The sequence below is a fragment of the Nocardia sp. NPDC049935 genome, from assembly GCF_055586645.1.
Map to the genome: position 1 here is coordinate 1,173,616 of NZ_JBVJHV010000001.1, position 26,235 is coordinate 1,199,850.

Annotated in this window: 25 protein-coding genes and 1 riboswitch; of the genes, 14 read left to right on the plus strand and 11 right to left on the minus strand. The window is 70.4% G+C overall.

Translation table 11 applies throughout. The annotated features are described in order from the left end of the window. Positions 1-34 precede the first annotated feature (34 nt). The gene (locus tag ACZ6SF_RS05515; RefSeq protein WP_466060759.1) at positions 35-955 is read left to right on the plus strand and encodes a universal stress protein; all 921 of its coding nucleotides are present in this window, start codon (positions 35-37) and stop codon (positions 953-955) included. Between the two features lie 11 nt (positions 956-966). On the opposite strand, the gene ACZ6SF_RS05520 is transcribed toward ACZ6SF_RS05515, so the two are convergent. After that, positions 967-1,977, minus strand: a complete 1,011-nt coding sequence (locus ACZ6SF_RS05520; protein WP_466060760.1) for an alcohol dehydrogenase catalytic domain-containing protein — start codon at positions 1,975-1,977, stop codon at positions 967-969. A gap of 189 nt (positions 1,978-2,166) precedes the next feature. Between ACZ6SF_RS05520 and ACZ6SF_RS05525 the strand changes: the two genes are divergently transcribed. After that, on the plus strand, positions 2,167-3,180 hold the full coding sequence (locus ACZ6SF_RS05525; RefSeq protein ID WP_466060761.1) for a hypothetical protein: 1,014 nt from the start codon (positions 2,167-2,169) through the stop codon (positions 3,178-3,180). A gap of 34 nt (positions 3,181-3,214) precedes the next feature. On the opposite strand, the gene ACZ6SF_RS05530 is transcribed toward ACZ6SF_RS05525, so the two are convergent. The 3 genes from ACZ6SF_RS05530 to ACZ6SF_RS05540 all read right to left on the minus strand — a co-directional run bounded on the left by ACZ6SF_RS05530 (position 3,215) and on the right by ACZ6SF_RS05540 (position 5,751). Continuing rightward, the gene (locus ACZ6SF_RS05530; protein WP_466060762.1) at positions 3,215-4,294 is read right to left on the minus strand and encodes a saccharopine dehydrogenase family protein; all 1,080 of its coding nucleotides are present in this window, start codon (positions 4,292-4,294) and stop codon (positions 3,215-3,217) included. Between the two features lie 80 nt (positions 4,295-4,374). Next, positions 4,375-4,623 carry a MoaD/ThiS family protein gene (locus ACZ6SF_RS05535; RefSeq protein ID WP_466060763.1) on the minus strand — a complete coding sequence of 83 codons (249 nt, stop codon included), beginning with the start codon at positions 4,621-4,623 and terminating at the stop codon, positions 4,375-4,377. Between the two features lie 30 nt (positions 4,624-4,653). After that, on the minus strand, positions 4,654-5,751 hold the full coding sequence (locus tag ACZ6SF_RS05540) for a WD40/YVTN/BNR-like repeat-containing protein (RefSeq protein WP_466060764.1): 1,098 nt from the start codon (positions 5,749-5,751) through the stop codon (positions 4,654-4,656). Between the two features lie 151 nt (positions 5,752-5,902). Between ACZ6SF_RS05540 and ACZ6SF_RS05545 the strand changes: the two genes are divergently transcribed. Both ACZ6SF_RS05545 and ACZ6SF_RS05550 read left to right on the plus strand, forming a co-directional pair. Next, positions 5,903-7,936: an MDR family MFS transporter gene (locus ACZ6SF_RS05545; protein WP_466060765.1), complete on the plus strand. Its 2,034-nt coding sequence runs from the start codon at positions 5,903-5,905 to the stop codon at positions 7,934-7,936. Positions 7,937-8,023: 87 nt separating this feature from the next. Further along, complete coding sequence (locus tag ACZ6SF_RS05550) at positions 8,024-8,770, plus strand: hypothetical protein (protein WP_466060766.1); 747 nt, start codon at positions 8,024-8,026, stop codon at positions 8,768-8,770. 85 nt (positions 8,771-8,855) lie between these two features. On the opposite strand, the gene ACZ6SF_RS05555 is transcribed toward ACZ6SF_RS05550, so the two are convergent. Further along, the gene (locus ACZ6SF_RS05555) at positions 8,856-9,302 is read right to left on the minus strand and encodes a 6,7-dimethyl-8-ribityllumazine synthase (RefSeq protein WP_466060767.1); all 447 of its coding nucleotides are present in this window, start codon (positions 9,300-9,302) and stop codon (positions 8,856-8,858) included. Between the two features lie 77 nt (positions 9,303-9,379). Continuing rightward, positions 9,380-9,546: riboswitch (FMN riboswitch) on the minus strand. 136 nt (positions 9,547-9,682) lie between these two features. Between ACZ6SF_RS05555 and ACZ6SF_RS05560 the strand changes: the two genes are divergently transcribed. From ACZ6SF_RS05560 to ACZ6SF_RS05570, 3 genes are all read left to right on the plus strand, one after another. Continuing rightward, positions 9,683-10,009 carry a hypothetical protein gene (locus tag ACZ6SF_RS05560; RefSeq protein ID WP_466060768.1) on the plus strand — a complete coding sequence of 109 codons (327 nt, stop codon included), beginning with the start codon at positions 9,683-9,685 and terminating at the stop codon, positions 10,007-10,009. Next, positions 10,009-10,590 (plus strand): carboxymuconolactone decarboxylase family protein, encoded by a 582-nt coding sequence (locus ACZ6SF_RS05565; protein ID WP_466060769.1) that lies wholly within the window; start codon positions 10,009-10,011, stop codon positions 10,588-10,590. Before ACZ6SF_RS05560 ends, ACZ6SF_RS05565 begins: the two co-directional genes overlap by 1 nt. 108 nt (positions 10,591-10,698) lie before the next feature. Further along, complete coding sequence (locus tag ACZ6SF_RS05570) at positions 10,699-11,670, plus strand: sterol desaturase family protein (RefSeq protein ID WP_466060770.1); 972 nt, start codon at positions 10,699-10,701, stop codon at positions 11,668-11,670. Between the two features lie 13 nt (positions 11,671-11,683). On the opposite strand, the gene ACZ6SF_RS05575 is transcribed toward ACZ6SF_RS05570, so the two are convergent. Then, the gene (locus ACZ6SF_RS05575) at positions 11,684-12,475 is read right to left on the minus strand and encodes an SDR family NAD(P)-dependent oxidoreductase (RefSeq protein ID WP_466060771.1); all 792 of its coding nucleotides are present in this window, start codon (positions 12,473-12,475) and stop codon (positions 11,684-11,686) included. 217 nt (positions 12,476-12,692) lie between these two features. On the opposite strand from ACZ6SF_RS05575, the gene ACZ6SF_RS05580 reads away from it, so the two are divergent. Then, positions 12,693-13,319, plus strand: coding sequence for a TetR/AcrR family transcriptional regulator (locus ACZ6SF_RS05580; RefSeq protein ID WP_466060772.1), 627 nt, complete (start codon positions 12,693-12,695; stop codon positions 13,317-13,319). Positions 13,320-13,363: 44 nt separating this feature from the next. Here the strand turns inward: ACZ6SF_RS05580 and casG are convergent, their stop codons facing one another. Next, positions 13,364-15,025, minus strand: a complete 1,662-nt coding sequence (gene casG / locus ACZ6SF_RS05585; protein ID WP_466060773.1) for a steroid-24-oyl-CoA synthetase — start codon at positions 15,023-15,025, stop codon at positions 13,364-13,366. 304 nt (positions 15,026-15,329) lie between these two features. Between casG and ACZ6SF_RS05590 the strand changes: the two genes are divergently transcribed. Beyond that, on the plus strand, positions 15,330-16,169 hold the full coding sequence (locus ACZ6SF_RS05590; protein WP_466060774.1) for an IclR family transcriptional regulator: 840 nt from the start codon (positions 15,330-15,332) through the stop codon (positions 16,167-16,169). A 35-nt stretch (positions 16,170-16,204) separates the two neighbouring features. On the opposite strand, the gene ACZ6SF_RS05595 is transcribed toward ACZ6SF_RS05590, so the two are convergent. Continuing rightward, on the minus strand, positions 16,205-17,200 hold the full coding sequence (locus ACZ6SF_RS05595) for a LysR family transcriptional regulator (RefSeq protein ID WP_466060775.1): 996 nt from the start codon (positions 17,198-17,200) through the stop codon (positions 16,205-16,207). 324 nt (positions 17,201-17,524) lie between these two features. Here ACZ6SF_RS05595 and ACZ6SF_RS05600 point away from each other — a divergent pair, with 324 nt between their 5' ends. Continuing rightward, positions 17,525-18,667, plus strand: a complete 1,143-nt coding sequence (locus ACZ6SF_RS05600; RefSeq protein WP_466061353.1) for a Glu/Leu/Phe/Val dehydrogenase dimerization domain-containing protein — start codon at positions 17,525-17,527, stop codon at positions 18,665-18,667. Positions 18,668-18,755: 88 nt separating this feature from the next. After that, positions 18,756-19,496 (plus strand): dienelactone hydrolase family protein, encoded by a 741-nt coding sequence (locus ACZ6SF_RS05605; RefSeq protein ID WP_466060776.1) that lies wholly within the window; start codon positions 18,756-18,758, stop codon positions 19,494-19,496. Here the strand turns inward: ACZ6SF_RS05605 and ACZ6SF_RS05610 are convergent. Then, positions 19,493-20,422, minus strand: a complete 930-nt coding sequence (locus ACZ6SF_RS05610) for a class I SAM-dependent methyltransferase (RefSeq protein WP_466060777.1) — start codon at positions 20,420-20,422, stop codon at positions 19,493-19,495. The two genes, ACZ6SF_RS05605 and ACZ6SF_RS05610, sit on opposite strands and share 4 nt — an antisense overlap. Before the next feature lie 247 nt (positions 20,423-20,669). Here ACZ6SF_RS05610 and mug point away from each other — a divergent pair, with 247 nt between their 5' ends. Beyond that, positions 20,670-21,257, plus strand: a complete 588-nt coding sequence (mug, locus tag ACZ6SF_RS05615; protein ID WP_466060778.1) for a G/U mismatch-specific DNA glycosylase — start codon at positions 20,670-20,672, stop codon at positions 21,255-21,257. 36 nt (positions 21,258-21,293) lie between these two features. Here mug and ACZ6SF_RS05620 read toward each other — a convergent pair whose 3' ends face one another. After that, on the minus strand, positions 21,294-22,349 hold the full coding sequence (locus ACZ6SF_RS05620; RefSeq protein ID WP_466060779.1) for an alpha/beta hydrolase: 1,056 nt from the start codon (positions 22,347-22,349) through the stop codon (positions 21,294-21,296). 137 nt (positions 22,350-22,486) lie between these two features. On the opposite strand from ACZ6SF_RS05620, the gene ACZ6SF_RS05625 reads away from it, so the two are divergent. Both ACZ6SF_RS05625 and ACZ6SF_RS05630 read left to right on the plus strand, forming a co-directional pair. After that, on the plus strand, positions 22,487-23,539 hold the full coding sequence (locus tag ACZ6SF_RS05625) for a hypothetical protein (protein ID WP_466060780.1): 1,053 nt from the start codon (positions 22,487-22,489) through the stop codon (positions 23,537-23,539). 57 nt (positions 23,540-23,596) lie between these two features. Continuing rightward, positions 23,597-24,379, plus strand: coding sequence for an SAM-dependent methyltransferase (locus ACZ6SF_RS05630; protein WP_466060781.1), 783 nt, complete (start codon positions 23,597-23,599; stop codon positions 24,377-24,379). A 26-nt stretch (positions 24,380-24,405) separates the two neighbouring features. Here ACZ6SF_RS05630 and ACZ6SF_RS05635 read toward each other — a convergent pair whose 3' ends face one another. Further along, the gene (locus ACZ6SF_RS05635) at positions 24,406-26,004 is read right to left on the minus strand and encodes a GMC oxidoreductase (protein WP_466060782.1); all 1,599 of its coding nucleotides are present in this window, start codon (positions 26,002-26,004) and stop codon (positions 24,406-24,408) included. Positions 26,005-26,235 lie beyond the last annotated feature (231 nt).

Here is a 26,235-nt window from a genome sequence, read left to right on the forward strand (position 1 = left end):
CCGAGCGCGGCAGCGGTACGAAAGGTGGGATGGTATGCGGCCGAGCGCCTCAGGACAGTACATCGTGGCCGGTGTCGACGGCTCCGATACCTCGCTGGCGGCCGCCCGGTGGGCGACCGTGTTCGCCGAGAGACTGGCACTCCCGATACATCTCGTGCACTCGTCACCGGCTCCCGGGCCGATGCCCGAGATCGCGATCACCGCCACCGAACTGGAGGAGAGACAGCGGGCCTACCGCGCCGAACTCCTCGAGGAGGCGGTGGAGTCGGTGCGGCAGTGGGCGCCCGGGGTCGAGACGCGGACCGTCGCCGACGACAAGGCGCCCGCCGCCGGCCTGATCGCTGCCGCCGAGAGCGCCGCGCTGATCGTGCTGGGCGCGACCGGGGCCGGATCGGTCGAGCGCTGGATCCTCGGTTCCACGGTTCTGCGAGTGGTCACCCACGCACAGTGCCCGGTGGCGGTCTGGCGTGGCGACCCCGCGAATCCGGTGCCCGACCACCGCCCGATCGTGGTGGGAGCGGATGGAAGCCCCGTTTCGGCGGCGGCGACCCGCCTGGCCTTCGAATGGGCCGACCTGCTGACCGCGCCGGTGACGGCGGTCCGGGCCTGGTCCGACGCCACCGCCGTCGGCGACTCCGTGCCCACCGCCATGCAGCTTCTCGGCCCGACGGCGATGGTCGTCGACTGGGACGCCGTCGCGCGTTCCGAAGCCGGGACGCTGTCGACGATCATCGCCCCGTACCGCAAGGACTTTCCCGATGTCGCGGTCGAGGAACGATCTCGGCGCGGATCGGCCGCCCGCGAATTGCTCCGCGCCCTCGAGGACGGGCAGATGGCCGTGGTGGGGAGTAAGGGCTGGGGGCGGTTCCGTGGCGCGCTGCTGGGCTCCACCAGCCAGAATCTGCTCCATCGCGCCGACCGGCCGATCGTGGTGCACCGCGGCGCCGACGATTGACGGGTGGCCGCTCAGTCGAACGTGATGACCGCGCGCACGCCGCCACCACCCGCGGCCATGGCGTCGAGTGCGGTATTGGCGTCGCGCAGGCCGATCGGGGTGATATCCGGCAGGATACCGTGGGCGGCGGAGAACGCGAGAGCATCGCGGGCGTCGTGGGGCGAGCCGGACGGGTTGCACATCACGTGCAAGCGGTTGAGAACCATCGGCTGCGGCGGCAGGACCAGGGATTCGGGACTGTAACCGCACAGCACGAGCGTGCCGTCGGGCGCCAGCCCGGTCAGCGTCGCCGCCGCGGCGCCGGTGGACGGCGCGGCGTTCAGGATCAGGTTCGCACCGCCGTCCCAGTTCCGGAGGGCCTCGGCGGGGTCGGTGTCCTGGGTGGCGACGAACAGTTCGGCGCCCTGCTCCCGGGCCGCGGCCTCGCCGCGAGTCGACCGGCCGACGGCCGCCACCCGGGCACCCATCGCCACGGCGTACCGGATGGCGAGTGCGCCCACCCCGCCGGTGCCGACAACGGCGACCCGGGAGGTGGGGGTGATACCGGCCTGCCGCAGGCTGTTGAACGCCGTGAGGCCCGCGCACATCAGCGGCGCCGCGGCGACCGGATCGAGGCCGGGCGGTAGCGGGGTCACGAAATCGGCTTCCAGCACGGCGTATTCGGCGTAGCCGCCGTCCATCAGGATGCCGGTGATCCGTTTGTCCGGGCACAGGATCTGGTCGCCCCGTGCGCAGTAGTCGCAATGGCGGCAGGAATCCCCGAGGAATTGGGCGCCGACCGCGGTGCCGATCCCGGGCCAGGTCACCCCCGGCCCGGCGGCCGTCACCACACCGGTGATCTCGTGACCCGGCACCACCGGGAACGGGGCGTCGGGCCAGTGACCCTGGAGCAGGTCGAGATCGGTATGACAGACCCCGCATGCCGTGACGCGGACCAGCACCTGGCCCGCGCCGGGTTCGGGGATATCGCGTTCGGTGATCGAAAGCGGTTCGCCTGCCGCGGTGGCGAGGGCCGTGAGCATCTGCTGACCTCCCTGATTTCCGCATTTCCGCTGGTGTGACGATCGTAAGGCGGTGCGGGCCGGTATCGGCGGCGACGCGCGCCGGGTGACCCGGCCCGGTGCCGGAGGCGCGGCGGCGTTACTGTCGGCCGGACGAATCTCCGCACGCGGCGGGTCCGCACGCCGAACGAAGGAACCGGAGTTGGCCGGATGAAGGCAGTTCTGCCGTTACCGATTCTGCTGATCGGGTTCGGCCCGGTCGCCCGCGGCTACGCGACGGTCCTGCGGTCCCGGCGCGAGGAGTTCCGGCGGCGGTACCGCGTGGATCCGCGGCTGGTCGCGATCCGTGGACGGGACAATCAAGTGCTGCTGCCCGCAGGCGCGGAGCCGCCCGAGCGGCGGCAGTGGTCCGCACGCACCCCGATCGAGCAGTTGTTGTCGGAAACCGCGCCGGCCGTCGTCGCGCAGGCGGTGCCGTCGGATCCCGCGGGCGCCGCCGCGGCACTGGCGGACGGCTGTGCGGCGCTGGCCTCCGGCGCGCATCTGGTCACCGCCACGAAATCGCCGCTGCTCGCGGGATGGTCCGAATTGCACCGCGTGGCGTGCGAGTACGGCCGCGGTATCCGTATCTCGGCGGCGACGGGCGCGGCGTTGCCGGCCGGTGAATTCGCGCGGGCCGGGCTCCGCGGATTCGAGGTCGGCGCGGTGCAGGGCTGCCTGAACGGGACGGCGACCTTCGTCCTCGACAGGTTGGGCGAAGGTCTGCCGCTGGACGCGGCGGTCGAGCTGGCACAGGACCGCGGGATCGCGGAGGCCGACTACACCGCGGACCTCTCCGGTACCGACGCGGCCACCAAAGTGCGCCTGTTGACAGGGTTGCTGTGGGGCTGGGATGTCGGTGCGTGCGCTGTCGCCGCGGAGCCCGTGACTGCCGATACCGCCGAACGCGCGGTCGCGGCGAACGACTGTGGGGCCGTGCTCCGGCAGGTGGCGGCGGCGCGGGCCGGCGACCCGGGCCGGGTGACGGTGACACTGCGGGAATATCGCCGGAGCGAGGGGCCCTTCGGAGTGCTGGCCGGTCCGGAGAAGGCGGTCCGGTTCGATTGCGGCGACGCCGGTGACCTCACCCTCTCCGGCGGCCGGTCGAGCCCGCTCGGCGCCGCCCTGGCGATGGTGAAGGACACCCTGTCGCTCGCGGTCGACCCGGCACCCGGCCTGGCCTGATACGGGAGGCCGCCGCGGGCGCGGGGTCATTCGGCTAGCGGGTCGTGCCCGCGGCGGTTGCTCCGGCGGTGAGGGCGTCGAGGCCGAATGCCTCGACCGGGCCGAGTGCCCCGGTGCCCCGCAGGCCGCCGTCGAGCGCGGTCCGAGCACCCCACGCGAGGATGGCCCCCGTGAAATCGTAGGGATCGCCGCCGGTGAGCGTCACCGACGCCACGACCCGGCCCGCGGCGTCGGAGGCCTCGGCGACCGCCCAGGTGCGGGTCCGGGACCGCGACGCGGAATCGGGGCCACCGGTCGATCCCCGGACGAGGTGATCGAGCGCGCCCTCGGCGACGCGTTTCAGCGGATCCACCCGGGCGATCGCGCCGGTGAGCAGGGAGGTGGCCCGCAGTCCCTGGGCGGCCATTCCCGGCATCCCGAGATAGACCCCGGCATCCCGCAGGCCCGGGTAGGACCGGGTCAGGGCCAGATGCTCCGAGCCCGGCACCGACGCACCGGTGAGGGTGCGGCCCGCGACCTCGAACGCGCGCACCCGGGCGCCTGTCCGCTCCGCGGTGAGGCGGCCGTCGCGTAGCGCGAAACCGTCGGCGAAGAGCATGCCGGCCATGGACGCGCGGGTGCCGCCGCTGGTGCCGGGATCGGCGATGAAGTAGCCGATATCGACCCGGACGGCCTCGGGCGCCTCCTCCAGCGCGAGGGCCGCGGCCAGATTTCCCGGGACGTAGTCGAACCCGAACGCGGTGAGCAGCGCGCAACCCGCGTCGCGGGCCCGCTCGTCGTGATCGAAGACGGTGCGGATGAACGGACCTTCCCCGGTCGAATCGAAATAATGCGCCCCCGCGGCCACCGCGGCCGCGAGCGCGGGTCCGCCGTATTTCAGGAACGGGCCCACCGTCGTGACGAGGACATCGCCCCGGCCCAGCAGCGCCCGCACCGACGCGGGATCGGTGACATCGGCCACCGCGGTCTCCGCACCGCCGAGGTCCGCGGCCAGTTTCCCGACCGCGGTGGCGTCCCGGGCGGCGAGTACGGGTGCGCTGCCCCGGCCGATGAGGGTCTCGGCGATCAGGCGGCCGGTATATCCGGTGGCCCCGAACAACACGATTTTCGACATGGAGGGTGCTACTTCCGTTCTGCTCGTCGGTCGGGATGGACCTTACGGCGCGGTCCGGCGCCGTGCCCGCCGCAGGTGTCTCACCCGCCGGCCACCGACGGGATGATCATCACCTCGGATCCGGGGCCCACAGGCGTATCCGGGCCGTCCAGCGTCCGGCATTCGTCCCCGTCGACGAAGAAGTTCACATAGCGGCGCAGCGTCCCGCTTTCGTCGCGGAGCCGGCGCTCCAGGGCGGGCGATCGTTCGCGCAGGGTATCCAGGATCTCACCGAGGGTGGCGCCGTCGACCTCGACTTCTTTCGCGCCGCCGATATGGGGACGGAGCACGGACGGCAGGTGTACGCGGGCCACCCCCCGTCACCCGACCACGGCTGCGCGGACGCACAGCACATCCGGCAGCTTGTCGGCGACCAGTTGCCAGTGGTCGCCCTCGTCGGCGCTGCAGTAGACCTCGCCGTTGCGGGTGCCGAAGTAGATTCCCGCCGGCTCCGCGTCGTCGGCGCACATGGCATCACGCATGACCGCCGCCCAGAACGGAACCCGCGGGAGCCCGTCGGTCCGCGCCGACCAGGTCTCGCCGCCGTCGGTGCTGCGGTAGACCGCGCAGGTGGCGTCCGGCGGGAAGCGGAACCGGTCCATATCCGCGACCAGCGGGAAGGTGTAGATCACGCCCGGGCGCCGGGGGTGGGCGACGATCGGGAACCCGAAATTGGCGGCGGGCAGACCGCCGTCGATCGACTGCCAGCTCGTCCCGTCGTCGGTGCTGCGGAAAACGCCCCCGTGATTCTGCAGATACAGGGTGCTCGGTGAGCCCGCGTCCATGGCGACCTTGTGCACACATTGGCCCCACTCCGGCAGTTCACCGGGCATGAAATCGGCCGTGACGCCCTTGTTCGTGGGTTTCCAGGAGGCTCCGCCGTCGCCGGTCTGATAGACGCCGCCGGTGGAGATGGCGACCGCGATCCGCTCGGGGTCGCGCGGATGGGGCAGGACCGTGTGCAGTGCCAGACCGCCGCCGCCCGGCATCCACTCGGGCCGGTGCGGATGATCCCAGAGGCCGCGGATCAGCGCGAAGGTGCGGCCGCCGTCGGCGGAGCGGAACAACGCCGACGGCTCCACACCCGCGTACACCACGTCCGGTTCGGCGTCCGTGGCGGGCGCGATCTGCCAGACGCCCTGCAGCGCCGCCTCGGTATCGGCGGGAAAGGCCAGCGGCGCGTCGTCGGGCTCGCTCCAGGTCGCGCCGAGGTCGTCGCTGGTCACCAGAGTGGGCCCGAAATGACTGTCCAGCACGCCGGCCAGGACCCGGGGCGTCGCCCGCCGGGTGTCGATGGCCAGTGCCTTCACATCGGCCACCGCGAACTGCGGGGGACCCACCTCCCAGCTCGACCTGCCGTCCCGGCTCCGGGCCAGGAACAATCCCTTGCGCGTACCGATACCGAGCAATACGTCCACAGCCGACCTCCTGGTGTCACCGCCACGCCGACGGGTGCGAGCGTACTCCGCCGCGATGACAGAAACACGACGTCACAGGCGTGTGTACCGGGCCGGGTGGTGGACGGCGTGTTGTCCCGGGGCGTGGGCGGGGCCCGGCCATAATCGCCCGATGACCACCCGCCGCGGGACCGTGGACGGTGCCGAGCAGATGAGTCGTTCCCGGACGAATCTCGTCTTCGTGACCATCCTGCTGGGCATGCTGATGGCGGCGCTCGACCAGACGATCGTCTCCACCGCGCTGCCGACCATCGTGGCCGACCTCGGCGGAGCGGGTCATATGGCCTGGGTGGTGACCGCCTATATGCTCGCCGAGGCCATCGCCACGGTCCTGGTCGGCAAGTTCGGCGATCTCTTCGGCCGCAAGGTCGTGTTCCAGGCCAGCGCAGTGGTTTTCGTCCTCGCCTCGGCGGCGGCCGGTCTGTCGCAGGGCATGGTCGAGTTGATCGTGGCCCGGGCCGCGCAGGGCCTCGGGGGCGGCGGCCTGATGGTGACCGCGATGGCGCTGATCGCCGACACCATCCCGCTGAAGGAGCGCGGGAAATACCAGGGCGCGCTCGGTGCGGTCTTCGGGGTGACCACCGTTCTCGGCCCCACCCTCGGCGGTCTGTTCACCGACCACGCGGACTGGCGATGGTGCTTCTACGTGAACATCCCCATCGCGGTCCTGATGATCGCGATGGCGGCCAAGACGATTCCGGTGGTGCGCTCACCGCTGCGGCCCATCATCGACTACACCGGAATCGCGCTGGTGGCCCTCGGGGTATCGGCGCTGATCCTGGCACTGGAATGGGGTGGGCAGGAGTACCCGTGGAATTCGGCGATGATCGTGGGCCTGTTCGCCGCCTCGGTGGTGCTGCTGGCCGGGTTCGTCGTGGCGGAGCGGCGGGCGCCCGAGCCGGTGCTGCCGATGGGGTTGTTCCGCGGCAACGTCTTCACGGTCTGCTCGATCCTCAGCTTCATCGTGGGTTTCGCGATGCTCGGATCGATGACGTATCTGCCCGCCTACCTGCAGTACGTCGACGGCGTCTCGGCCACGGTCTCCGGGCTGCGCACCCTGCCGATGGTGGTGGGGCTGCTGGTGACCTCGGTGCTGTCGGGGTCGGTGGTCGGGCGGACCGGCCGGTACAAGGTCTTCCCGATAGCGGGCGCGGCGGTGATGGCGACCGGGCTGTTCCTGATGTCGACCATGAACCAGCACACGGGTATCTGGCTGGAATCGCTCTATATGCTGGTGCTCGGCCTCGGTATCGGCCTGGCCATGCAGGTGCTCACGATCGTGGTGCAGAACACGGTCCCCTACGAACAACTGGGCACGGCGACCTCGGGGGTCACCTTCTTCCGGACCCTCGGCAGCGCCTTCGGCACCGCGATATTCGGCACGCTCTACAGCAATTCGCTCACACCCGGACTCGCCGCCGCGCTGGCCGAGACGGGAGTCCCGGCGGCGGCCGCGCAGAACCCGGCCGCGCTGCGGGCCCTGCCCCCGGCGCAGGCGGAACCGATCATCGACGCCTATGCCTCGGCCATCAATTCCGTATTCCTGTGGGTGGTTCCCGTCGCGCTGGCCGGGTTCGTGGTCGCCTGGTTCCTGAAGGAAGTACCGCTGCGGGATTCCGCCCGGGCGGGCGCCGCCGATCTCGGGGAGGGGTTCGGCGTACCGGATTCGTCGGACAATCTGGCGCAACTCGAGCGCGCGATATCGAATGTGTTGCGCCGGGAACGTGAACGAACCGGCCGGGTGCCGGGGCGGGTGGTGCTGAAGGAGTCCGGGAGTGCGCTCGCGCCCGATGTGGCCTGGGCGCTGGTGGAGGTGCATGTGCGGACCCGGGTCGAGGGGGCGCCCACCGTGGCCGAGATGGCGTGGGATCACCGGCTGCCCCCGGCGGTACTGGCACCGCTGTTCGGCCGTGCGCAGGAGGAAGGGTATCTGACGGCCGTCGAGGGGCGGTTGCGTCTCACCGATTCCGGCGGCGCCGAAGTGCGTCTGCTGGAAGCGAAGTGGCGGCAGTGGCTGGACGGCCGGTTGGAGGACTGGACCTTCGCCGATCCCCGCGACCGGGTGCTGCTGGACCGGGCGCTGGACAATATCGCCGCCAAACTCCTCGACCGGCAGGATGAATCGCTCACGCCGTCGGCGCGCTAGGAATTCCGTCCCGCTCTTCCCTCACCGGGAACACGGCGTTCACGCGGCGTGCCGTGATGCGATGATTCCGGGTGGGAGGAGGATTCGATGACGTCGGAGGATCCACAGGGCCCGCGGCAGCGGGCGTCGGTCGGTGAATGGGTGGCGCGGATTGTCGCGATCGTGCTGCTGGTACCGGTGCGGCTGGTGTGGGAGGGGGTGAAATTGTGCGGCCGGGCGGTGGTCGCGGCGGGTGTCTTCGTCCTGGATACGCTGCTGTCGCCGGTGGGACGGTTCCTGTGGTTCTGGGTGGTCCGGCCGCTGTGGCTGTTCCTGAAGGACGTGCTGTGGGGGTGGGCGGTGCAGCATGTGCTGTGGGGGATGGTCCTCACCCCGCTGGGGGCGCTGCTGCTGGATCGGGTGCTGCGGCCGCTGCGGCACGCCGTCGAGGTATGGCTGTGGCGGACGGTGTTACGCCCGGTCCTCGGCGCGCTGTGGCGATGGATCCTGCGCCCGGTCCTGTACGCGATCGCGGTGAGCGCGGAATGGCTGTGGCGGTGGTGTGTGGAATGGCCGCTGCGGCAACTGTGGCGGTGGGTACTGCGGCCGTGCCTGACCGCTGTGGCGGTGGTGGCGTCCTATGGGTGGCGGGGCGCGACGGCGGTGGTGCGGATCCTGGTCGTGGTGCCGTGTGCATTCGTGTACCGCTACGCAATGCGGCCGGTGCTGCGCGCGTTCGGGCGCTGCTGGCAGGTGCTCGTGGTGCGGCCCGCCGCACTGGTGTACCGCCGGGTGCTGAAGCCGGTGAACCGGGCCGCGGCGGACCTGCTGAACTCGGTATTCGGGAACCGGTAGCGCCGAACCCGATACGGCGCCCGCGGCCCTCGGATCGGCGGCGGCGCCGCTCTTCCGGGGGCCGGGGGCGCCGGCCGCGGACGAATCAGGCCGGAACCGGGTCCAGCGCCAGGGTGGTCGCGACGGCGTCGGCGAGTTCGGTGCCCTTGATCTCGAAATGCCGGCCGAAATAGGTGAGATGTTCGGCGTGCTCGTGGAAATGATGCGGGGTGAGAACCGCGGAGAACACGGGCACATCGGTGTCGATCTGGATGCGCATGAGCGCGTCGACCACCGTCGACGCTACGAAATCGTGCCGGTAGATCCCACCGTCGACGACCAGTGCGCAGCCGGCGATCGCGGCGTACCGGCCGGTCGCCGCCAATCGTTTGACCTGTAACGGGATCTCGAAGGCGCCGGGCACCTCGACGACCTCGATCTCGGTGTATCCGTGTTCCGCCAGCCGGGCGCGGCAGGCGGTCACCGCGCGGTCGACGATCTCGGCGTGCCAGCGCGCGGCGACGACGGCGATACGTGAGGATTCGGGTGACATGGTCTTCTCCTGTTCGCTATGTCACCCAGGGCATGGCAACGCGAACAGGAACCACCCGGCGGGCGGGCGCTCCGGTGCCGCGTTCTCTTTCATCCGGACTCTGACCGTCGGCTCCGGGATCGCACCGGAATCTGCTCGACCCACCACCTCCGCGGAGATCGTGGCGCTCGCGGGCTCATGCCTCCGGATCGGCCCGGATGCCATCACCGCCGGTGGGGAATTCCACCCCGCCCTGAGAACGTGTACAGGGCGAACTGTAACAACGTCCCGAGTTCTGTCGCAACGGTGGTCCGGGCGGCGGCCGGCGCCCGGTGGGCCGGGTGGGTACCGATCGGCCGAAACGCGTGGTGGATGGGGGTCGTAGCGGTAGCGTGGGCGCCGTGCCGGGAGAGGACGAGAAGCGGGCGGCGCACCGGGCCCTGGTGGACCGGGTGCTGACCGCGGACGGGCGGGCGTCGCGGGAGCAGCGCGCCCGGGCCTTCGGCAACGCCGAGGTCGCGCCGCCCCTGCGGTCGTTGCTGGAGAAGGTCGTCACCGCTCCGGGGCAGATCACCGATGCCGATTTCGCCACGGCGAAGGCGGCGGGCTTCGACGAGGATCAGCTGTTCGAGATGGTCGTCTGCGCCGCCGTCGGCCGCTCGGCCCGGTTGTACGACAGCGGCCTCGCGGCGCTGGCAGAAGCCACCCGGGATCAGGAGGCACCCTGATGCGGCCGGAGATCCTGAACCGCGGGTACCGGCCCCGGACCAGACTGCTGTTCGCGATCATCCGGATCTTCTCCGGACATCCGCTGCCCGATGCCGCGAAACTGGTCTTCTACCGGCCCGGGTTCTACGGTGCGGCGGCGAAGGCCTTCACCCACGAAGCGATGCGCGGGCCCTCGGAATGGTCGGTCGCCGACCGCGAACTGATGGCGGCCTATGTCTCGGTGGTCAACGACTCCGCGTTCTGCGTCGGCGCCCATACCGCGACGGCGACCCGGGCCTACCGCGACGGCGCGAAGGTCCGGGCGGTCCTGGCCGACCCGGATACCGCGCCCGTCGACGAAGGGCTGCGCGCGACACTGCGGCTGCTCGCCACGCTGGTCCGGCGGGGGACGGTGAGCGCGGCGGAGATGCGGGAGGTGCTCGCCGCGGGTGTGTCCCGCGAGCAGATCGCCGACGCCCTCGCCGTATGCGCCGCTTTCGACACCACCGACCGGCTGGCCGACGCGTTCGGTTTCACGGTGCCCGGGCCCGCGGGGTTCGAGGCGGGGGCGAAATACCTGCTCGCCCGCGGCTACCGGTAGGACCCGGCGCCGGTTCCTCAGAAATCCTTCATTACCGTCACACGGTGGCCCGACGATCGTGCGGGATCGTCATCGGTACCAGAGACACTTCGGCGAGAGGCCCCGCATATGCGCGATCCACTGTTCGTGGTCCCCACCCTGATCGCCTTCGTGGTGCTGATGCTGACCGAATGGGCGGCGACCCGCATCGATCCCGATACCGGGCCCGGTAATCACGGGTATCACGGCAGGGATGTCGCGACCAATATCGTGACGTTCGTCCTCGGCCGGATCACCAAACCGGTGATCACGGCGGCCGCGGTCGTCGGGCCGCTCGCGCTGGCCGCCGCCGTCGCGCCCTGGCACCTCGACACCGGATCGTGGTGGGTGTGGCCGCTGGCCTTCGTGGTGGTCGACTTCTGTTATTACTGGGCTCATCGCGCCGACCACCGGGTGCGGCTGATGTGGACCTCGCATTCGGTGCACCACTCCTCGGAGTACTTCAACCTCACCACCGCCATCCGGCTGCCGTGGCTGAATCCGTCGATGCTGCTGCGCAGCGCGTTCTTCGTGCCCGCGGTGCTGCTGGGTTTCCCGGTGTGGATGGTGCTGCTCATGCAATCGCTGAACCTGGTGTTCCAGTTCCCGATCCATACCGAGCGGATCGGGAAGATGTGGGGTCCGATCGAGTACCTGTTCAACACCCCGTCGCATCACCGCGTGCACCACGGGTCCAACAATCCGTACCTGGACAAGAACTATGCCGGGGTGTTCATCATCTGGGACCGGCTGTTCGGCAGTTACGCCGAAGAGATCGAACCGGTGCGGTACGGGCTGGTGCACAACATCGGAACCCACAACCCGATCAGGGTCAATTACGGCGAACTGGCGTCGATGGTGCGCGATATCCGGAACGCGACGAGCTGGCCGGCGCGATTCGGTTATCTGCTGCGCCCGCCCGGCTATCGCGAAGAACCCGGGCCGGCCACCGCGGCCGCGGACGAGTCGCCGCGGATCGACGGCGCGCCGCCGACCGCGGATCTGCTCGGCGTGAATACCGCCGGCCGGGTGGATATACCGGTGGAGGCCGGGCTGCGGTGACCGCCCGGGCCGCTCAGGGACGATTCATCAGTTTGCGCAGGGCGCGGGCGGCGCTGCGGACGAGATCGGCGCGCGGGAAACCGCTGCGTTTGCGGGCCGCCTCGTAGTTGCCCCCGGCCACCCAGACCGGGCCGTCGGTGAGATGTTCGAGGCCCTCGCGCGCGACGTCCGCGGGTTCGGCGACCAGCATGCCCGGTAGCTCGAGGTTCAGCCCGGCCCGCCGCATGGCCGGTGTCCGGGTGACACCGAGGACCAGTTCGACCACATGGACCCCGTACGGTTCGAGTTCGATCCACAACCCCTCGGCGAACACCCGGCTGAAGGCCTTCGCGGCGGCGTAGACGCTCTGCTGCTCGGAGCCCAGGTACCCGGCCAGCGAGCCGAGCAGCACGATGCCCCCGCGCCCGCGCTCCTTCATCGGCCCACCGAAATGATGGGCGAGCTCGAGCTGGCGGTCGATATTGAGGGTGATCACGCGACGGAAGCCGTCCAGATCGCCGGTGACGAATTCGTTTCCGTAGGAGTTCGCCCCGGCATTGAAGATGAGCAGGCCGACCTCGATATCGGCGGTCGCCGCGCGGATCCGCGCCACGGCGTCGGCGGCGAGCAGATCGAGAGCGAGCGTGCGTACCTCGACGCCGTGGGCGCGCGCCTTCGCCGCGGTCTCCTCGAGCGGTTCGGGTTTGCGGGCGATGAGCACCAGGTTCATTCCGGCCCGGCTCAGTTCGTCGGCGAACGCGGCGCCGACCCCCTCGGATCCACCGGCGATCACGCACCAGGGTCCGAACAGGCTCTTGTCGATCACTGGACTGCCTCTCTGTTTCCCATCCCGTATCGCGGCGCGGCGGCCGGCCCGGTACGGCTCACGCTAGGGACCGTGGCGACCGGGCGGTGTCGCGATCTCACTGTCCGGGACCGTCGCCGGGCCCGGTGCCGATCTCACTCATCGGACGCGCCTACCTGCCGGTCGCGACGTACTGGCAGCATCGAACCGTACGGATGACCGGGTGAGGAGGGACGCGATGCCGAGAATCGCCGAAGCGCGCGATGCCGCGGCACCGAGTTCCACCGAACAGCGCGCGCGGGTCGTGCGGATCCTCGACGCCGCCGCCGCGCTCGCCACCGACAACGACCTCGAGCGGGTCCAGATGAACGAGGTGGCCAAACTCGCGGGTGTGGCGGTCGCGACCCTGTACCGGTACTTCCCGTCCAAGACCCATCTCTTCGTCGCGGTCATGCTGGACCAGATCGACCGGATGAGCGCGGCGTTCGCGCGCCGTCCACGCCGTGACCGGCGGCCCGCGGACGCGGTGTACGACACCCTGGTGCAGGTGGTCCGGGCTTTGATGCGCCGGCCGCTGCTGGCGACCGCCATGATCCAGTCCAACAGCACCGCGAAGGCCAGTGCCGTCCCCGATACCGCGCGGGTGGACAACAATTTCCGGCAGCTGCTCTACGACGCGGCCGGTATCCGCACGGTGACCGAACGCGACGCGACGCTGGTCCGAATCCTGGTCCACGCCACCTTCGGCGCCATCCAGTCCTGTCTCAACGGGCGGATCACGATCGCCGGCGCCGAACAGGATCTGCGGGTCACCTGCGATCTGCTGCTCGCCGAATGGCCGGACGACTTCGCCGCGTTCGGCTGACACCGGGAGTGCTCCGCACCGTCGCGGCGCGGAGCACCCCCGGATCAGAAGGTGATGGAACGGCGGGCGAGTTTCCCGGTCGCGTTACGCGGCAACGCCTCGGTGGTGATCCGCCACCGCGCCGGCACCTTGAAATACGACAGGCGCTCGGCGGCATAGGCTCGCAGTTCGGCCTCGCCGACGGTCCCGTCGCGCGCGACCACCACCGCCGCCACCTCGTTTCCGAGATCGGGGTGGGGAATGCCGAACACCGCGCATTCCTCGACCTCGGAATGCTCCTCGAGGCACTGCTCGATCTCGGTGGGATAGATGTTCTCGCCACCGCGCAGGATGAGATCGGAGCGCCGGCCGGTGAGCCACAGCCGGCCCTCGCGCACCAGTCCGTAGTCGCCGGTCCGAAGCCACCGGTCGGGGGTTATCGCCGCGGCCGTGGCCGCCTCGTCCTCCCAGTAGCCGAGCATGACGAACGGGCTGCGCACACAGACTTCGCCCTCCGTCCCGTCCGGGACCCGCTCACCCTCGGGCGTGCGGATCTCCAGGGCCACCGTGAGGATCGGCCGGCCGAGGGTGCCGGGCGCCTGCTCGAGATCGGCGGCGGTGGCCACCGCGATGGCGGTACTGCATTCGGTCAGGCCGTAGCTGTCGGCCAGGGTGGTGCCGACTGCCGGGAGCCGTTCCCGGAGCCTGTCCTTGAACGCGATCGACGACGGCGCGGAGGCCAGCGCGAAGGCGGTGAGCGAGGACAGATCGTATTTCTCGAGGTCGTCGTGGGCGAGCAGCCGGGCGGCCATCGTGGGCACCGCGCCCCAGTTGGTGACCCGCTCCCGTTCCACCAGCCCGAGCACCCGGTCGACATCGAAGGCGCCCTGGGTCATCACGACCGCGCTGCCGGTCGCGAGCCGGGGCACGATCACATTGTGCAGGCTGGCGATATGGAACAGCGGCGAGGTGAGCAGGTAGCGCAGCGGGCTGGGCTCGGTGTCGTCGTAGGTGCGGCCGGTGAACTCGGCCATCAGCGCGTCGTTGAACCGATGGTAGTCGGCCACGGCCAGCAGGTTGCGCTGCGAATGCAGGGCGCCCTTCGGACGCCCGCTGGTGCCGCTGGTGTAGAGGATGACCGACGGGTCGTCCTCGCCGGCCGCCACCCGGGGCAGTTCCGCGCCGGCGCGGCCGGCGATGAGCCGCGGCAGGTCGGTTTCCACGGTGAGGACCGTGATTCCGGTGGTATCGATACCGTCCAGCAGCCGGGCGCGCGGGGCATCGACGACGAGAATCGACGGGCGGCTGTGCCGTAACCCGTAGTCGATCTCGCGCGGTACCCACCAGCCGTTGAGGCCGACGGTGACGGCGCCCAGGCACTGGGTGGCCCAGAACGTCATCACCCATTCGGGGCTGTTGGCGGCGAGGATCGCCACCCGGTCGCCGGGGGCGACCGCATAATCGTCCCGGAGCGCGGTCGCCAGGGCCGCCACGGCGTCCAGATGCGCGGCGAACGAGAGGCGGCGGTCGGCGGTGACCAGGTAGTCCCGCTCACCCCAGGCCCGCGAGGCGGCGAGGAGTTCACCGACCGAACGGCCCCGATGCCGCATGACCGGTATCGCCACCCCGAGAACGTCCTCGGTGTCCATCTCGAACCGGCCGCCGGGGCCGGTCAATCGGGCGACAACGGCGGCCGGGTCCGGCTGCGCGGGGAGTGCTCGGGTCATGGAATGCCGCCTCTCGTTCGCGGTGCACATCGCGCGCCAACATCTCACGGTGTGGCCGGTAGCCCGGGAATCGCTACCACTCAGCGAGACCGGGTCCGCGTGGGGCGCCGGCGGGCGCGGTATCCGCGTCCGGCGGATCGCGTGGGCGATGCGGTGTGAACCCGCCGGGCGGTACCGCACCGCCGACGTCCGCCGGATACGCCGATTTCGCCCCTCGGCCCGATGCCGTGGTGCTACGGTCAACGAGAATTCATTTCAGTTTTCGAGATGAATAGTTCGATGAAGTGCGTATTTGGAGTGATCGATGACTGTTATTGATTCGGTCTGCGAGGTCGATGCGCCGAACCAGGGCCTGCCCGCGTCGATGGTCGAGCGGATGACGCTGATCCTCGACGCCTTCGACGGGCGCGGGTCGCGGCTGACACTCGAGGAAGTGGCCGGCCGCGCGCGGTTGCCGCGCTCCACGGTGCATCGGATCCTGCACCAGATGGTGCGCCTGAACTGGATCGAGCACGCCGCCTACGGGTACCGGCTGGGCGGGCGCGCACTCGCACTGGGCGGTGACGGCGGGCAGGGGCGGATCCGGGCCGCCGCCGCACCGGTACTGCACGAACTGCATCAGCGGACCGGCCTCGTGGTCCACCTGACCGTTCTCGAAGGAGCGGACTGCGTCTATCTCGACAAGATCGGAGGACCGTTCGCGGCCAGGGTCCCGTCCCGGGTCGGCGGCCGGGTTCCGGCGTACGCGACCGCCGCCGGGAAGGCGATGCTCGCGCGGCTGATACCGGAGACCGTCGACCTCGTCTACGGGCGGACGCTGCCCGGACGCACCGGACGCACGATCACCGAGCGCACGGCGCTGCACGGGGAACTGCATCGGATCCGGCAGCGTAGCGGCCTGGCCTTCGATCTCGGCGAATCGGCGCACGGGGTGGGTTGCGCCGGCGCGGCGGTGCGTGGACCCGACGGACCGGTCGCCGGTATCTCGCTGTGCGGCGACGAGCAGAGCAACCGGCTCGAGCGGGTCGCGCCGCTGGTGGTCGACGCCGCGCGCGAGGTGTCGCGGCTATTGCACCCCGATCTCGGGGAGTCCCGGCGGGCCGCCCGCGAGCCGGCGCGGTCCGGGCGCGGTCCCGGGGTATGACCGGGAGACCGGACCGGCGGCGTGGCGGGACGGATTCACCCGAACGCCAGGCGGCCGCCGGCGGTTTCGTCCGGGGCGGCGGCGGGCGCCGCCGGTTCGGTGGTGGGCGCGGGCAGCGCCGTATCGGCGCCCAGGCCCTTCTCCGCCGCCGCGGTGCGGATCGCGTCCACGACCAGCAGCAGCGCCGCTCGCCGCGCCGTATTGGTGCGGTAGGCCAGCGAAACGGTCCGGGTGAGGACATCACCGAGCGCGACGACCGATACTCCCGGCGGGCGCAGCGCCAGGCCCAGATCCGATACCAGCGTCACTCCCAGGCCCGCCGCGACCATGGCCATTGCGGTCGCCTGCTCCTCCACCTCGTGGTGGATCCGCGGTTCCAGGCCCGCGGTCTGGAACGCCAGTCGCGCCGAATGCCCGAAATGCGATCGCGCGGGAGCGAGGATCCACGGATGCTCCGACAGTTCGGCCAGCGTCACACTGGCCGCGGGCACCGCCCCGGCCGGCACGGCGGCGTGTAACCGCTCGACCGCGATGACCGCCCGCTCCAGCCCGCGGTCCCAGGTCATCGGAGAATTCGAGTAGTCGAGTACGAAGGACAGATCGAGGGTGCCGTCCAGGACGGCCGCGGCGGTGGCCTCCGGTGCGAGTTCCTTCGTGCGGACCAGGATGCCCGGATGGGTGCGGGCGAGCGCGTTGAGCGCGTCGGGCAGCAGGCCGGAGGCGACCGAGGCCCACACGCCGGCCGTGATCTTGGCCGTCACCGATTCGCCGGCCTCCTCGAGGGCCTGGGTGGCGCGTTCGACCGAGGCGAGGATCTCCTCCGCGTGCTCGGCGAGCAGCACACCCAGATCGGTGAGCTGCACCCGGCGGCCCCGGCGTTCGAAAAGTCTGGTGCCGACATCGCGTTCCAGCTGCGCGAGCTGCTGGGACACCGCGGAGGCGGTGTAGTGCAGGGCCGTCGCGGCCGCGGTGATGGTGCCGCGTCGGTGCAGCTCACGCAGCATTCGCAATCGGGCCAGCGAAAGGTCCATACCCATGAGCGTAAGCGTTGTGCAGGAGTACTGAACACTGCCGTGAACGAACCGTAAATAGACGCGCGGCAGGGTGCGAATGCACGCTGGGTGAACCGGATGCACAGCCATCGGCCGGGGACGACGAGGTCCGGGCAGGGACTCTCGCTACTCGGGTAATTCCCTGCGGGTGGTGGCGCCAAACATGAACTTGAAGAGGAGGGGTTCGCCGTGACGACGATTCAGGACCCGGCCGGGGGCACACCGCAGGTGGCCACGCACACCGTTCCGACCATCCCCGCGGCTGTCGCCGTCGCCCCCGCGATCCGCCGTTCCGAACCGTATATGCGGCTGCACTGGACGGATTCGGTGACCGGCGCGGTCGGCTATCTCGTCGTCCACACGTTGCGAGCGGGCCTGGCGACCGGCGGTACCCGGATGCGCGCCGGATGCACGGTGCACGAGGTGGAGGATCTGGCCCGTGGCATGGCCAACAAGACGGCCACCTTCGATCTGCCGGTCGGCGGCGCCAAGGGCGGGATCGATTTCGATCCCAAGGATCCCCGTGCCGTCGAGGTGCTCGAGCGGTTCTGCGAGGCCATGCGCCCGTGGATCGACTCGCACTGGGTCACGGCCGAGGATCTGGGGGTCCCGCAGCACCTCATCGACGAAGTCTTCGAGAAGCTGGGGATGGGGCAGAGCTACCATGCCGCGATCAGCCGCGCGGCCGACCCGGTGGCGACCCTCGAACGCGTCCGCAAAGGCCTGAACGCCGCGGTCGACGGCGGCTTCCTGCTGGGCGATGTGATCGGCGGCTACGGCGTCGCGCACGCCTGTCTCGCCGCGGCGGTGTGGCGGGGCAAGGGCCCGGCCGACACCACGGTCGCGATCCAGGGCGTGGGCACCATGGGCGGAGCGGCGGCCTACTACCTGCACGAGGCCGGTATGAAGGTCACCACCGTGGCCGATGCCGCCGGCACCCTGCACTGCGACGACGGGCTTGATATCCCGGCCCTGCTCGACCTGCGCGACGGTTTCGGCGAAATCGATCGTTCCCGGCTGCCCGCGGGCATCGAGCTGCTGCCGCGCACCGCCATCCTCTCCGCGGAGGTCGACATCCTGGTGCCGGCGGCGATCTCCTATGCGATCACCCCGGACAACTCGTTCGACGTCCGTGCACATGTCGTGGTCGAGGCCGCGAACGCCGCCACCACGCCGGAGGCGGAGGCCATGCTGGCCGCCCGCGGCATCCCGGTCCTGCCGGATTTCGTGGCGAACGCCGGAGCGGTGGCGTGGGCGTGGTGGCTGCTGCTCGGTGAGGTCGACGACAACCCGGAGAACTCCTTCGACCGGCTGCGCACCATCATGCACACCAAGGTCGCGCTGCTGCTGGCCGCGTGGACGGACGAGGGTCTCACCCCGCGGGAGTCCGGGCACCGCTGGGCCGACGAGCCGGCGCCGGTGGCCGGGCCGGTCGTCATTCCCTGACCGCGAAACCCGACCCGTGACGCCGTTGATCTCCGCGGCGTCACGGGGTCCGGCGGCCCCGGCCCGTTCCGCTGGCTAGGGTCGAGGCGTGACGACGATCGAGATTGCACTGCCCGCCGGAGTTGCCGAAGCGTATGTGGCGGGAGGCGCCGGTCCGGGTGTTCTCCTGTATCCCGATGCCATCGGCCTGCGGCCGCAGATCGAACAGATCGCCGACCGGATCGCCGCCTGGGGTTATGTCGTACTGGCGCCGAATATCTTCTGGCGCGACGGCCGGGCCGCCGATCTCGCACCCACCACCGATCTCCGTGATCCGGACAATCGCGTGGCGTTCTTCGCCTCGGGCGTCGGCGCGCGGATCGCGGCCCTGACACCGGATCTGCTGCGTGCCGACGGTGAGACCTGGCTGTCGACCCTGCACGGGTTGCCCGGGGTGACCGGAACCCAGGTCGGTGCGACCGGCTACTGCTTCGGCGGCCGGGCCGCGCTCGTGCTGGCGGCGCACCGGCCCGCCGAGGTCGCCGCGATCGGGCTGTTCCACACCGGTGGCCTGGTCACCGATGGTCCCGACAGCCCGCACCACGAGGTGCCCCGGGTGCGGGCCGCGGTCCTGGCCGGGCACGCCGACAACGATCCGAGCAACACCCCGGAACAGGCCGCGGCCTTCGACGCCGCGCTCGTGGCGGCCGGTGTGGACCATCGGACCGCGGTCTACCCCGACGCGCCGCACGGGTACACCATGGCCGATACCTCCATGTATCACGAAGCGGGTGCCGAGCGGCACTACCTGGAACTCCGAGAGCTCTTCGACCGCGCCCTGAAGAGCTAGACCGAGCCGGCGGAGTTCTCCGGCTCCGGCGCCGTGGTGTCGTAGGCCGCCGACAGGTATCGCGGGCGCTGCCACTGCTGCTCCAGCTCCTCGGGAAGTTCGGGCAGCGTCACGCCGTAGGCGTCGGCCAGTTCGGCCGAACCGGTGGCCTGTACCGCCCAGCCGTGATCGGTCAGCCACTGCGCGGGATCGCTGCGCTCGTCGTGGTAGAAGAGCTCGGTCGGGTCGATATCGCCGAACGGGTTCTTGTCGAAGTACTTCGCCTCGAGGTTCGCGAAGTTCCCCGCCACCGCGCCGGACGGGGCGGTCTCGACCGCGAATCGGCTGCCGGGCGCCGAGAGGTCGCGGATACGGTCGAACAGGGCGTCCTGCGCCGCGCCCGGCAGGTAGGGGAGCAGCCCTTCGGCCGACCACGCGGTGGCGGTATCCGGGTCGAACCCGGCCGAGACGAGTGCGGCCGGCCAGTCGTCGCGGAGATCGACGGCGACCGTCCGCCGCTGCGCCCGCGGCGCCGCGGCGTGATCGGCGAGCACGCGGTCCTTGAATTCGAGCACTTTGGGCTGGTCGATTTCGAAGACGACGGTGCCCGCGGGCCAGTCGAGCCGATAGGCCCGGGCGTCGAGCCCGGCCGCCAGGATCACCGCCTGGCCGGCCCCGGCCTCGACGGCCGCGAGGAAGTACTCGTCGAAGAACCTGGTCCGCAGCCCCATGAAGCCCGGAACCAGGGATCGGCCCGCGACCTTCGGTGGGTCGCGCAGTATGTCCAGGAAATGGGGTTCACCCGCGGCCCGGACGAACAATGCCGCGTAGTCGTCACGAATCAGTGGATCGGGCAGCGCCGATTCCAGGGCCCGGAAAGTGGCCACGCCCAAGGCGGTGAGCCCGACACCGGTGACGATATCCCACGCGTCTCCCTCGGTTCGCATCACCGAACCACCTTCCGATCGAATCGGCGGACAGGGTTTCGACAACGACCATGCGCCCGGAGAACGGGCCCGGAAACGGGGCGGTCGCGGCGGGTGCGCATCCTGCCGTCGACAACCGACTCCGATTCTACGACCGGTCCGCCGGGAGCCGGACGAGGCGGCCGCCCGATTCGCGCAGTGCGCACGCGCCGGGGCGGCGGGGCGGGCGGCGCCCGGACTCCGGTCGCCGATCGGGCAGACTGAGGGGATGGCACCGTCCGGCGGCTATCGCCCCACCCCGGCCGACCTGACCGCCGCGGCGGGGTCGACGATTCCCGATGTCCTGGCCGCCGATCTGCGGGTGCTGTTCTGCGGTATCAACCCGGGGCTGTGGTCCGGTGCGACGGGCCATCATTTCGCCCGGCCGGGAAATCGTTTCTGGCCCGCGCTGTTCCGGTCGGGGTTCACGCCGCGGCTGCTGCGCCCCGATGAACAGGACGCGCTACCGGCGCTGGGTCTGGGTATCACCAATGTCGTTCCCCGTACCACGGCGAAGGCGCAGGAGTTGACCACACAGGAATTGCGGGACGGCGGCCGCGCGCTCGTGGACCGCGTGACGCGCTACCGGCCACGCATTCTCGCGGTGCTGGGTCTGGGGGCCTACCGCACCGCGTTCGGTCGTCCGCGAACCGGTGTCGGGCCCCAGCCTGGCGGACTGGGCGAGACCGAGGTCTGGGTACTGCCGAACCCGAGCGGACTCAACGCGCACTACACACTGGACGCGCTGGCCGCCGAGTTCCGGACGCTGCGCGAAGCGGCCGAGCGGTCCGGCGGACCGCTGCCGCCCACCCGTTAGCGCGGGCGCGGGCCCGGTGACGCGTCCCGGATCCGGTCAGCCGGGGATCGAGTCCATCCAGTCCCGCACGACTGCCCGGTAGTCGGCGGTATTACGCGCGAGATTGACCGAGTGCCCGCTACCGGGCAGAACGAACGCCCGCAGCCGGGCCTCGGGTGCGAAATGCGGGGCCTCGGCGGCCTGCAGGGTCGCCGTATCGGCACAGGCGTTCGAACACAGCACGTCGGCGCTGCCGTTGACCACCAGAACCGGCACCGTGATCTCCGTCGACATGGGCGGCAGGGTCGAGGTCAGCCCGTCGGGATACTCCGCCGCGGAGAACACGTCCTTGGTCGCCTCGTCGACGGCCACCACCGCCGGATCGGAGGTCGCGGGCGCGTGGAAGGAACGTTCACGGGTACCGGGCCGCGTGGTGAGATATCCGGTGTCGTAACCACGGCCGGTGAACGCGGCATCCTGTTCGGCGGGTTGGTAGGTGCCGATGATGCCCAGTGCGCCGGGCACGTTCAGACTGTGCGAATAGCCCGTGAGCAGCACGCCGTCGACATCGTGGTGGGTGGTCGCCTCCAGCACGGCCACACCGGAACTGAGCGAATGCCCGCCGGTGACGACCGTATCGAAGGGGTCGGCCCCCGCGTACCCCGCGCGCAGGGCGCCCACGAGTTCGTGCAGCGCCTGGGCATCGGCGGTGGCGGTGACCCCGGTACTGGCCGGGCGGGAACTCGTGCCGGTCCCCGCCCGGTCGACGACGAGGGTGGCGAATCCCGCGGCGTTCATCGCGCGGCGGAAATTGTAGGTCTCGGGCGCGTGCGGGAAATCCCAGTAGGTGTGGTTGTAGTTGGAACCCGGCATCAGGACCATGACCTTGCCGGTGGCCGCGCCGGCCGGAGTACACAGTGTCGTGGCCAGGGTGGCGCCGCTGCCGGTGCGGAACGGAACCGGCTCGCACTGCCCGGGATCCGGTTCGGCGGCCTGGGCGACGCCCGGTGTCAGTCCTGCCACCGCGACCACCAGGGTCGCCAGCAATCGTGCGGTGATCGGCGAACGGAGCGCTCGCCGGATGCGGCCGCGCGGAAAGCTCTGTGCAGTCATGCTCACGGAACCTAATGGGGGTCGCCTTGGCGCGCAACGAGTGTCGTGGCGGCGGTCCCGGAACGATATGCCGCGCACCGGGACAGCGAATCGCGCACGGGCAGGTAGGTGAGGGCTTCCGGGGCTACGATACGACCGTGAACAGGCGGGCCGTGCATTTCGTCGGGAGTTTTCCGGCCGACACCACCGAGGATGCGATGCGGGCCATGCTCGACGCCGCCGGACCGCGGCTGCGCACCCTGCCGACCGGGGAGACGCGCCGCTACGAATTCTATATCCGCCCGATTATCGAAAACCTGGTGGAGCGAGGTGTTCTGGAGGTCGACCGCCCCAGGGAGTGGCGGTCGAGCCGGGACCGGACCCGCCACCGCGTGCCCCGGGGCCGCCGCCTCGTCGCCGACGCCCTCGATCTCGGATACCGGGGGGAAGCCGAGGAGGCGCTTCCGGTCTTCGCGGAGCTGTGCCCCGGCCGGGCGGCGCCGGGCACCGCCCTGCAGATCGGTATGCCCACCGATTTCACTCTCGCCTTCATCGCTTTGGGCGTCACCGGCGTACTCCGGCATCGCGCCGTCTTCACCGCCGCGACCGTCCGCGAGATCACCCGGATCCGCGAACTCGCCGGTGACGGGGTGGTGATCCAGCTCGAGGCGACCGCGGAACTGGTGCTGATGGCTTCGGCGCAACCGCTGCACCGGCCGGCCGACCTCGCGCTGGGTCTGGCCCGGGGTATCGCGGGTATCGCCGCGGCCGCCCCGGCCGGCACCCGGTTCGGTGTGCATCTGTGCCTGGGGAGTCTGCACAACAAGGCCAGGGCCACGTTGCGTGATACCCGGCCACTGGTCGATCTCGCCAACGCGATCGCGCGGCACTGGCCCGCGGACCGGCCGCTGGAATTCCTGCACGCGCCACTGGCCGCGGGTGATGTGCCGCCGCCGGATCGGCCGGAATTCTATGCGCCGCTGCGGGGACTGGCGCTCGGTGCGAACACCGCGTTCTACGCGGGTGTGGTCCACGAGACTCCCACCGACGCCGAGCAATTGCGTCTGCTGGCGCTGGTCGAGGACGCGCTGGGCCGCCCGGTCGACGGGGTGGCCAGTGCCTGCGGTCTGGGCCGGCGTCCCCGTGCGGTCGCTGACGCGCTGCTGGCGCGGGCCGAACGGACCGCGGCGGGCGGTGATTCGAGCGTATGAGCACGGGCGGGGTATTCGCCACGACCGGTGGCCGGAATCGGAGGTAGCGTGGCGGAAATGGAACGCACACCGCGCGGGGTGGATCCACACGAGCCGCGCTCGGCCCGGGTGTTCGACTACCTGCTGGGTGGTAAGGACAACTACGAGGTCGATCGCGCCCTCGCGCATCGGATACTGGCCGTGGCGCCGGAAACCAAATCGCTGGCCTGGTTCAGCCGCAACTTCCTGCTGCACGCGGTACGGCTGGCCGCCACCGCGGGCGTGCGGCAGTTCGTCGACCTCGGCTCGGGTATCCCGACCTCCCCGAACGTGCACGAGGTGGCGCACGAGACCCACCCGGACGCGCGGGTGGCCTATGTCGACAACGATCCGGTCGTCTTCGTGCACTGTAATGCCCTGATGGGCAACCACCCCGCGGTGAGCGCCCTGCACGCCGACGTGCGCCATCCCGCGGAATTGCTGGAACGGCTCGCCTCCGAATCGGGGATCGACTTCACCGAACCGGTCGCGGTGATGATGGTCGGCGTCCTGCATTTCGTGATGGACGAAGAACATCCGGCCGGCATCCTCGCCCGCTATCGTGACGCCCTGGCCCCGGGCAGCTATCTGGCCTTCACCCACGGCGCCGATATCAGCCATCCGGAGATCATCGAGCGCACCTCGAAAGACGCGATGAACACCTCCTCGCAGGTGAAATACCGGTCACGCGAGGAGGTGACCTCGTTCCTGGACGGTTTCGAGAACCTGGACCCCGGGGTGGTCCCGCTGCAGCGGTGGCTCGGCGACGATCTGCCCGATACCCGGCTGGTGCTCTACGGCGCGGTCGGCCGCAAGGGCTGAACGGTCCCGGCCCGTCGCTCCGGGGCTCAGATCACCGTGCCCACATCACGGCCGACGATATTGTCCATCGCGCGTTCGGCCACTGCCGCGATGGTCATCGAGGGATTGCACGCCGCGGCGTTACCCGGCAGGAGCGCGCCGTCGAGAACGTACAGCCCCCGCTGACCCAGCACCCGGCCGTCGAGATCGCAGACCGGGCCCATACAGGCGCCCCCGAGACCGTGCCAGGTCGAGGGGAACACCCGGTTGGTATCGGCGATCACCGAGGCGGGGCCCGCCACGGCGTGGACGGTTTTCTCGATCTGCCCGTACTGGATCGCCGCGTCGCCGTCGGCGGGCCAGCGCAGGCGGGTGGTATCGGTAGCCGAGTCGTAGGTGAAATGCCCACGGGCGTCGCTCACTCCGTAGCCGACGAGCATCGTGGTGTGGGCGTCGATCCCCAGCGGCGGGATGGACGCCTGGATCACGGTATGGGCCGTCGCGGGATCGTCCCAGTTCAGGCTGCCGTAGATCACCGGGCCGCCCTGGGCGGCGCCGAATCCCTCGGCGAGATCGGTCCAGGTGTAGATGCGATCCGCGTTCGTGCCCCAGCCGGACCCCAGCGCGTCGGGCATATCGGGGATCGCGCCCGCGGCCGCGGCCCGCAGCAGCAGATCGGTGGTGCCGAGACTGCCGGCGGCCAGGACCAGTGTGGTGGTGGTGAGGATCCGCTGCTCCAGGATCCGTGCGGATTCGTCGGTCCGGTCGGCGTGCACGATCCAGCGCCCGTCGGCGCCGCGTTCGATTCCGGTCACGGTGTGCATGGTCCGGACATCGACCAGTCCGGTGTCCTCCGCTTCGGCGATATAGGTGACATCCACGGAGTGTTTGCCCCCGTTGTTCACCCCCAGTGAGCCGGAGGCATCGGTGTAGGACGGCTTCATCTCGCCGCGGGTCTCGGCCAGCGCGTAGTTCCAGTCGATCGGCATGGGGATCTTCGATACCGGCAGTCCACGGGCGCGCGCATTGCGGGCGAATATCCGGGCGGCGGCGTAGTGGGGGTGCGCGATCAATTCGTCGGGCGCGACCGCCAGCCGCAGCATTCGCGCGACCCGCGGATAGTGGACCCGGTTCATCAGATCCCAGTCCAGGTCCTCGGGGAGATGGGTGCCGAAGACCTCTTTCGAGGGCTGTAGCGACATGCCCTGATAGATCAGCGATCCGCCGCCGAGCCCGGCCGCGCACAGTGCCGTCATGTTCTCACCGGCCACCGCGTCGACGAGGCCCAGGTACGGATCGAATGCCACCGGCCGACCGAACAATTGGGGCGCCGAACCGTGCCAAAGCATACGCTTGTCCGGTTGGGCCGGGTCGGGGAAGGTGGTGGCGCCGGGGCCGGTGCGCCACCGCCTGCCGCGTTCGAGCAACACCACCGGTACACCCGCCCGCGCCAGCCGTAATGCGGCGACGCCACCGCCGAAACCGGATCCGATCACGATCACCCGATGGTCCTCGCGCACGAGCGGCGTGCGCCGCCTGGGTGTGCGGATTGTGGTGTCCGCCCGGGCGATTGCCGCCCCGGCGAGGGCTGTTCCGGTCGCTACCGCGGAGCCACCCAAGAAGGTGCGCCGTGAAATTCCGGACAAGACCGACCTCCGAACCGCCGCGTGAACCTCTTCGCGTCACCGAGTCGGAACGCGCCTCTGGGAACCCGCCGCAGCGATCGGGGAGGCCGGCGATACGAAGTGCCCGTGGGTGTTTCCCGGGGGCGGGGCCCAAATTAGATACACAACAAATCGTGTGTCAATAAATATGCCCAGGTTGGCCGCTCGGTTCCCGGATCGGTGAGATTCCAGGTCGTGGTGGGTAGCTGGTGG

What these genes read in the sequence shown, in the direction of transcription:
- ACZ6SF_RS05630 (WP_466060781.1), top strand. Translation starts at nt 23,597, where the DNA reads ATGGAACGCACACCGCGCGGGGTGGATCCACACGAGCCGCGCTCGGCC.
- ACZ6SF_RS05580 (WP_466060772.1), top strand. Translation starts at nt 12,693, where the DNA reads ATGCCGAGAATCGCCGAAGCGCGCGATGCCGCGGCACCGAGTTCCACC.
- ACZ6SF_RS05515 (WP_466060759.1), top strand. Translation starts at nt 35, where the DNA reads ATGCGGCCGAGCGCCTCAGGACAGTACATCGTGGCCGGTGTCGACGGC.
- ACZ6SF_RS05555 (WP_466060767.1), bottom strand. Translation starts at nt 9,302, where the DNA reads ATGTCACCCGAATCCTCACGTATCGCCGTCGTCGCCGCGCGCTGGCAC.
- ACZ6SF_RS05520 (WP_466060760.1), bottom strand. Translation starts at nt 1,977, where the DNA reads ATGCTCACGGCCCTCGCCACCGCGGCAGGCGAACCGCTTTCGATCACC.
- mug (WP_466060778.1), top strand. Translation starts at nt 20,670, where the DNA reads ATGGCACCGTCCGGCGGCTATCGCCCCACCCCGGCCGACCTGACCGCC.
- ACZ6SF_RS05595 (WP_466060775.1), bottom strand. Translation starts at nt 17,200, where the DNA reads ATGGACCTTTCGCTGGCCCGATTGCGAATGCTGCGTGAGCTGCACCGA.
- ACZ6SF_RS05600 (WP_466061353.1), top strand. Translation starts at nt 17,525, where the DNA reads ATGCGGCTGCACTGGACGGATTCGGTGACCGGCGCGGTCGGCTATCTC.
- ACZ6SF_RS05590 (WP_466060774.1), top strand. Translation starts at nt 15,330, where the DNA reads ATGACTGTTATTGATTCGGTCTGCGAGGTCGATGCGCCGAACCAGGGC.
- ACZ6SF_RS05620 (WP_466060779.1), bottom strand. Translation starts at nt 22,349, where the DNA reads ATGACTGCACAGAGCTTTCCGCGCGGCCGCATCCGGCGAGCGCTCCGT.
- ACZ6SF_RS05565 (WP_466060769.1), top strand. Translation starts at nt 10,009, where the DNA reads ATGCGGCCGGAGATCCTGAACCGCGGGTACCGGCCCCGGACCAGACTG.
- ACZ6SF_RS05570 (WP_466060770.1), top strand. Translation starts at nt 10,699, where the DNA reads ATGCGCGATCCACTGTTCGTGGTCCCCACCCTGATCGCCTTCGTGGTG.
- casG (WP_466060773.1), bottom strand. Translation starts at nt 15,025, where the DNA reads ATGACCCGAGCACTCCCCGCGCAGCCGGACCCGGCCGCCGTTGTCGCC.
- ACZ6SF_RS05550 (WP_466060766.1), top strand. Translation starts at nt 8,024, where the DNA reads ATGACGTCGGAGGATCCACAGGGCCCGCGGCAGCGGGCGTCGGTCGGT.
- ACZ6SF_RS05610 (WP_466060777.1), bottom strand. Translation starts at nt 20,422, where the DNA reads ATGCGAACCGAGGGAGACGCGTGGGATATCGTCACCGGTGTCGGGCTC.
- ACZ6SF_RS05525 (WP_466060761.1), top strand. Translation starts at nt 2,167, where the DNA reads ATGAAGGCAGTTCTGCCGTTACCGATTCTGCTGATCGGGTTCGGCCCG.
- ACZ6SF_RS05545 (WP_466060765.1), top strand. Translation starts at nt 5,903, where the DNA reads ATGACCACCCGCCGCGGGACCGTGGACGGTGCCGAGCAGATGAGTCGT.
- ACZ6SF_RS05530 (WP_466060762.1), bottom strand. Translation starts at nt 4,294, where the DNA reads ATGTCGAAAATCGTGTTGTTCGGGGCCACCGGATATACCGGCCGCCTG.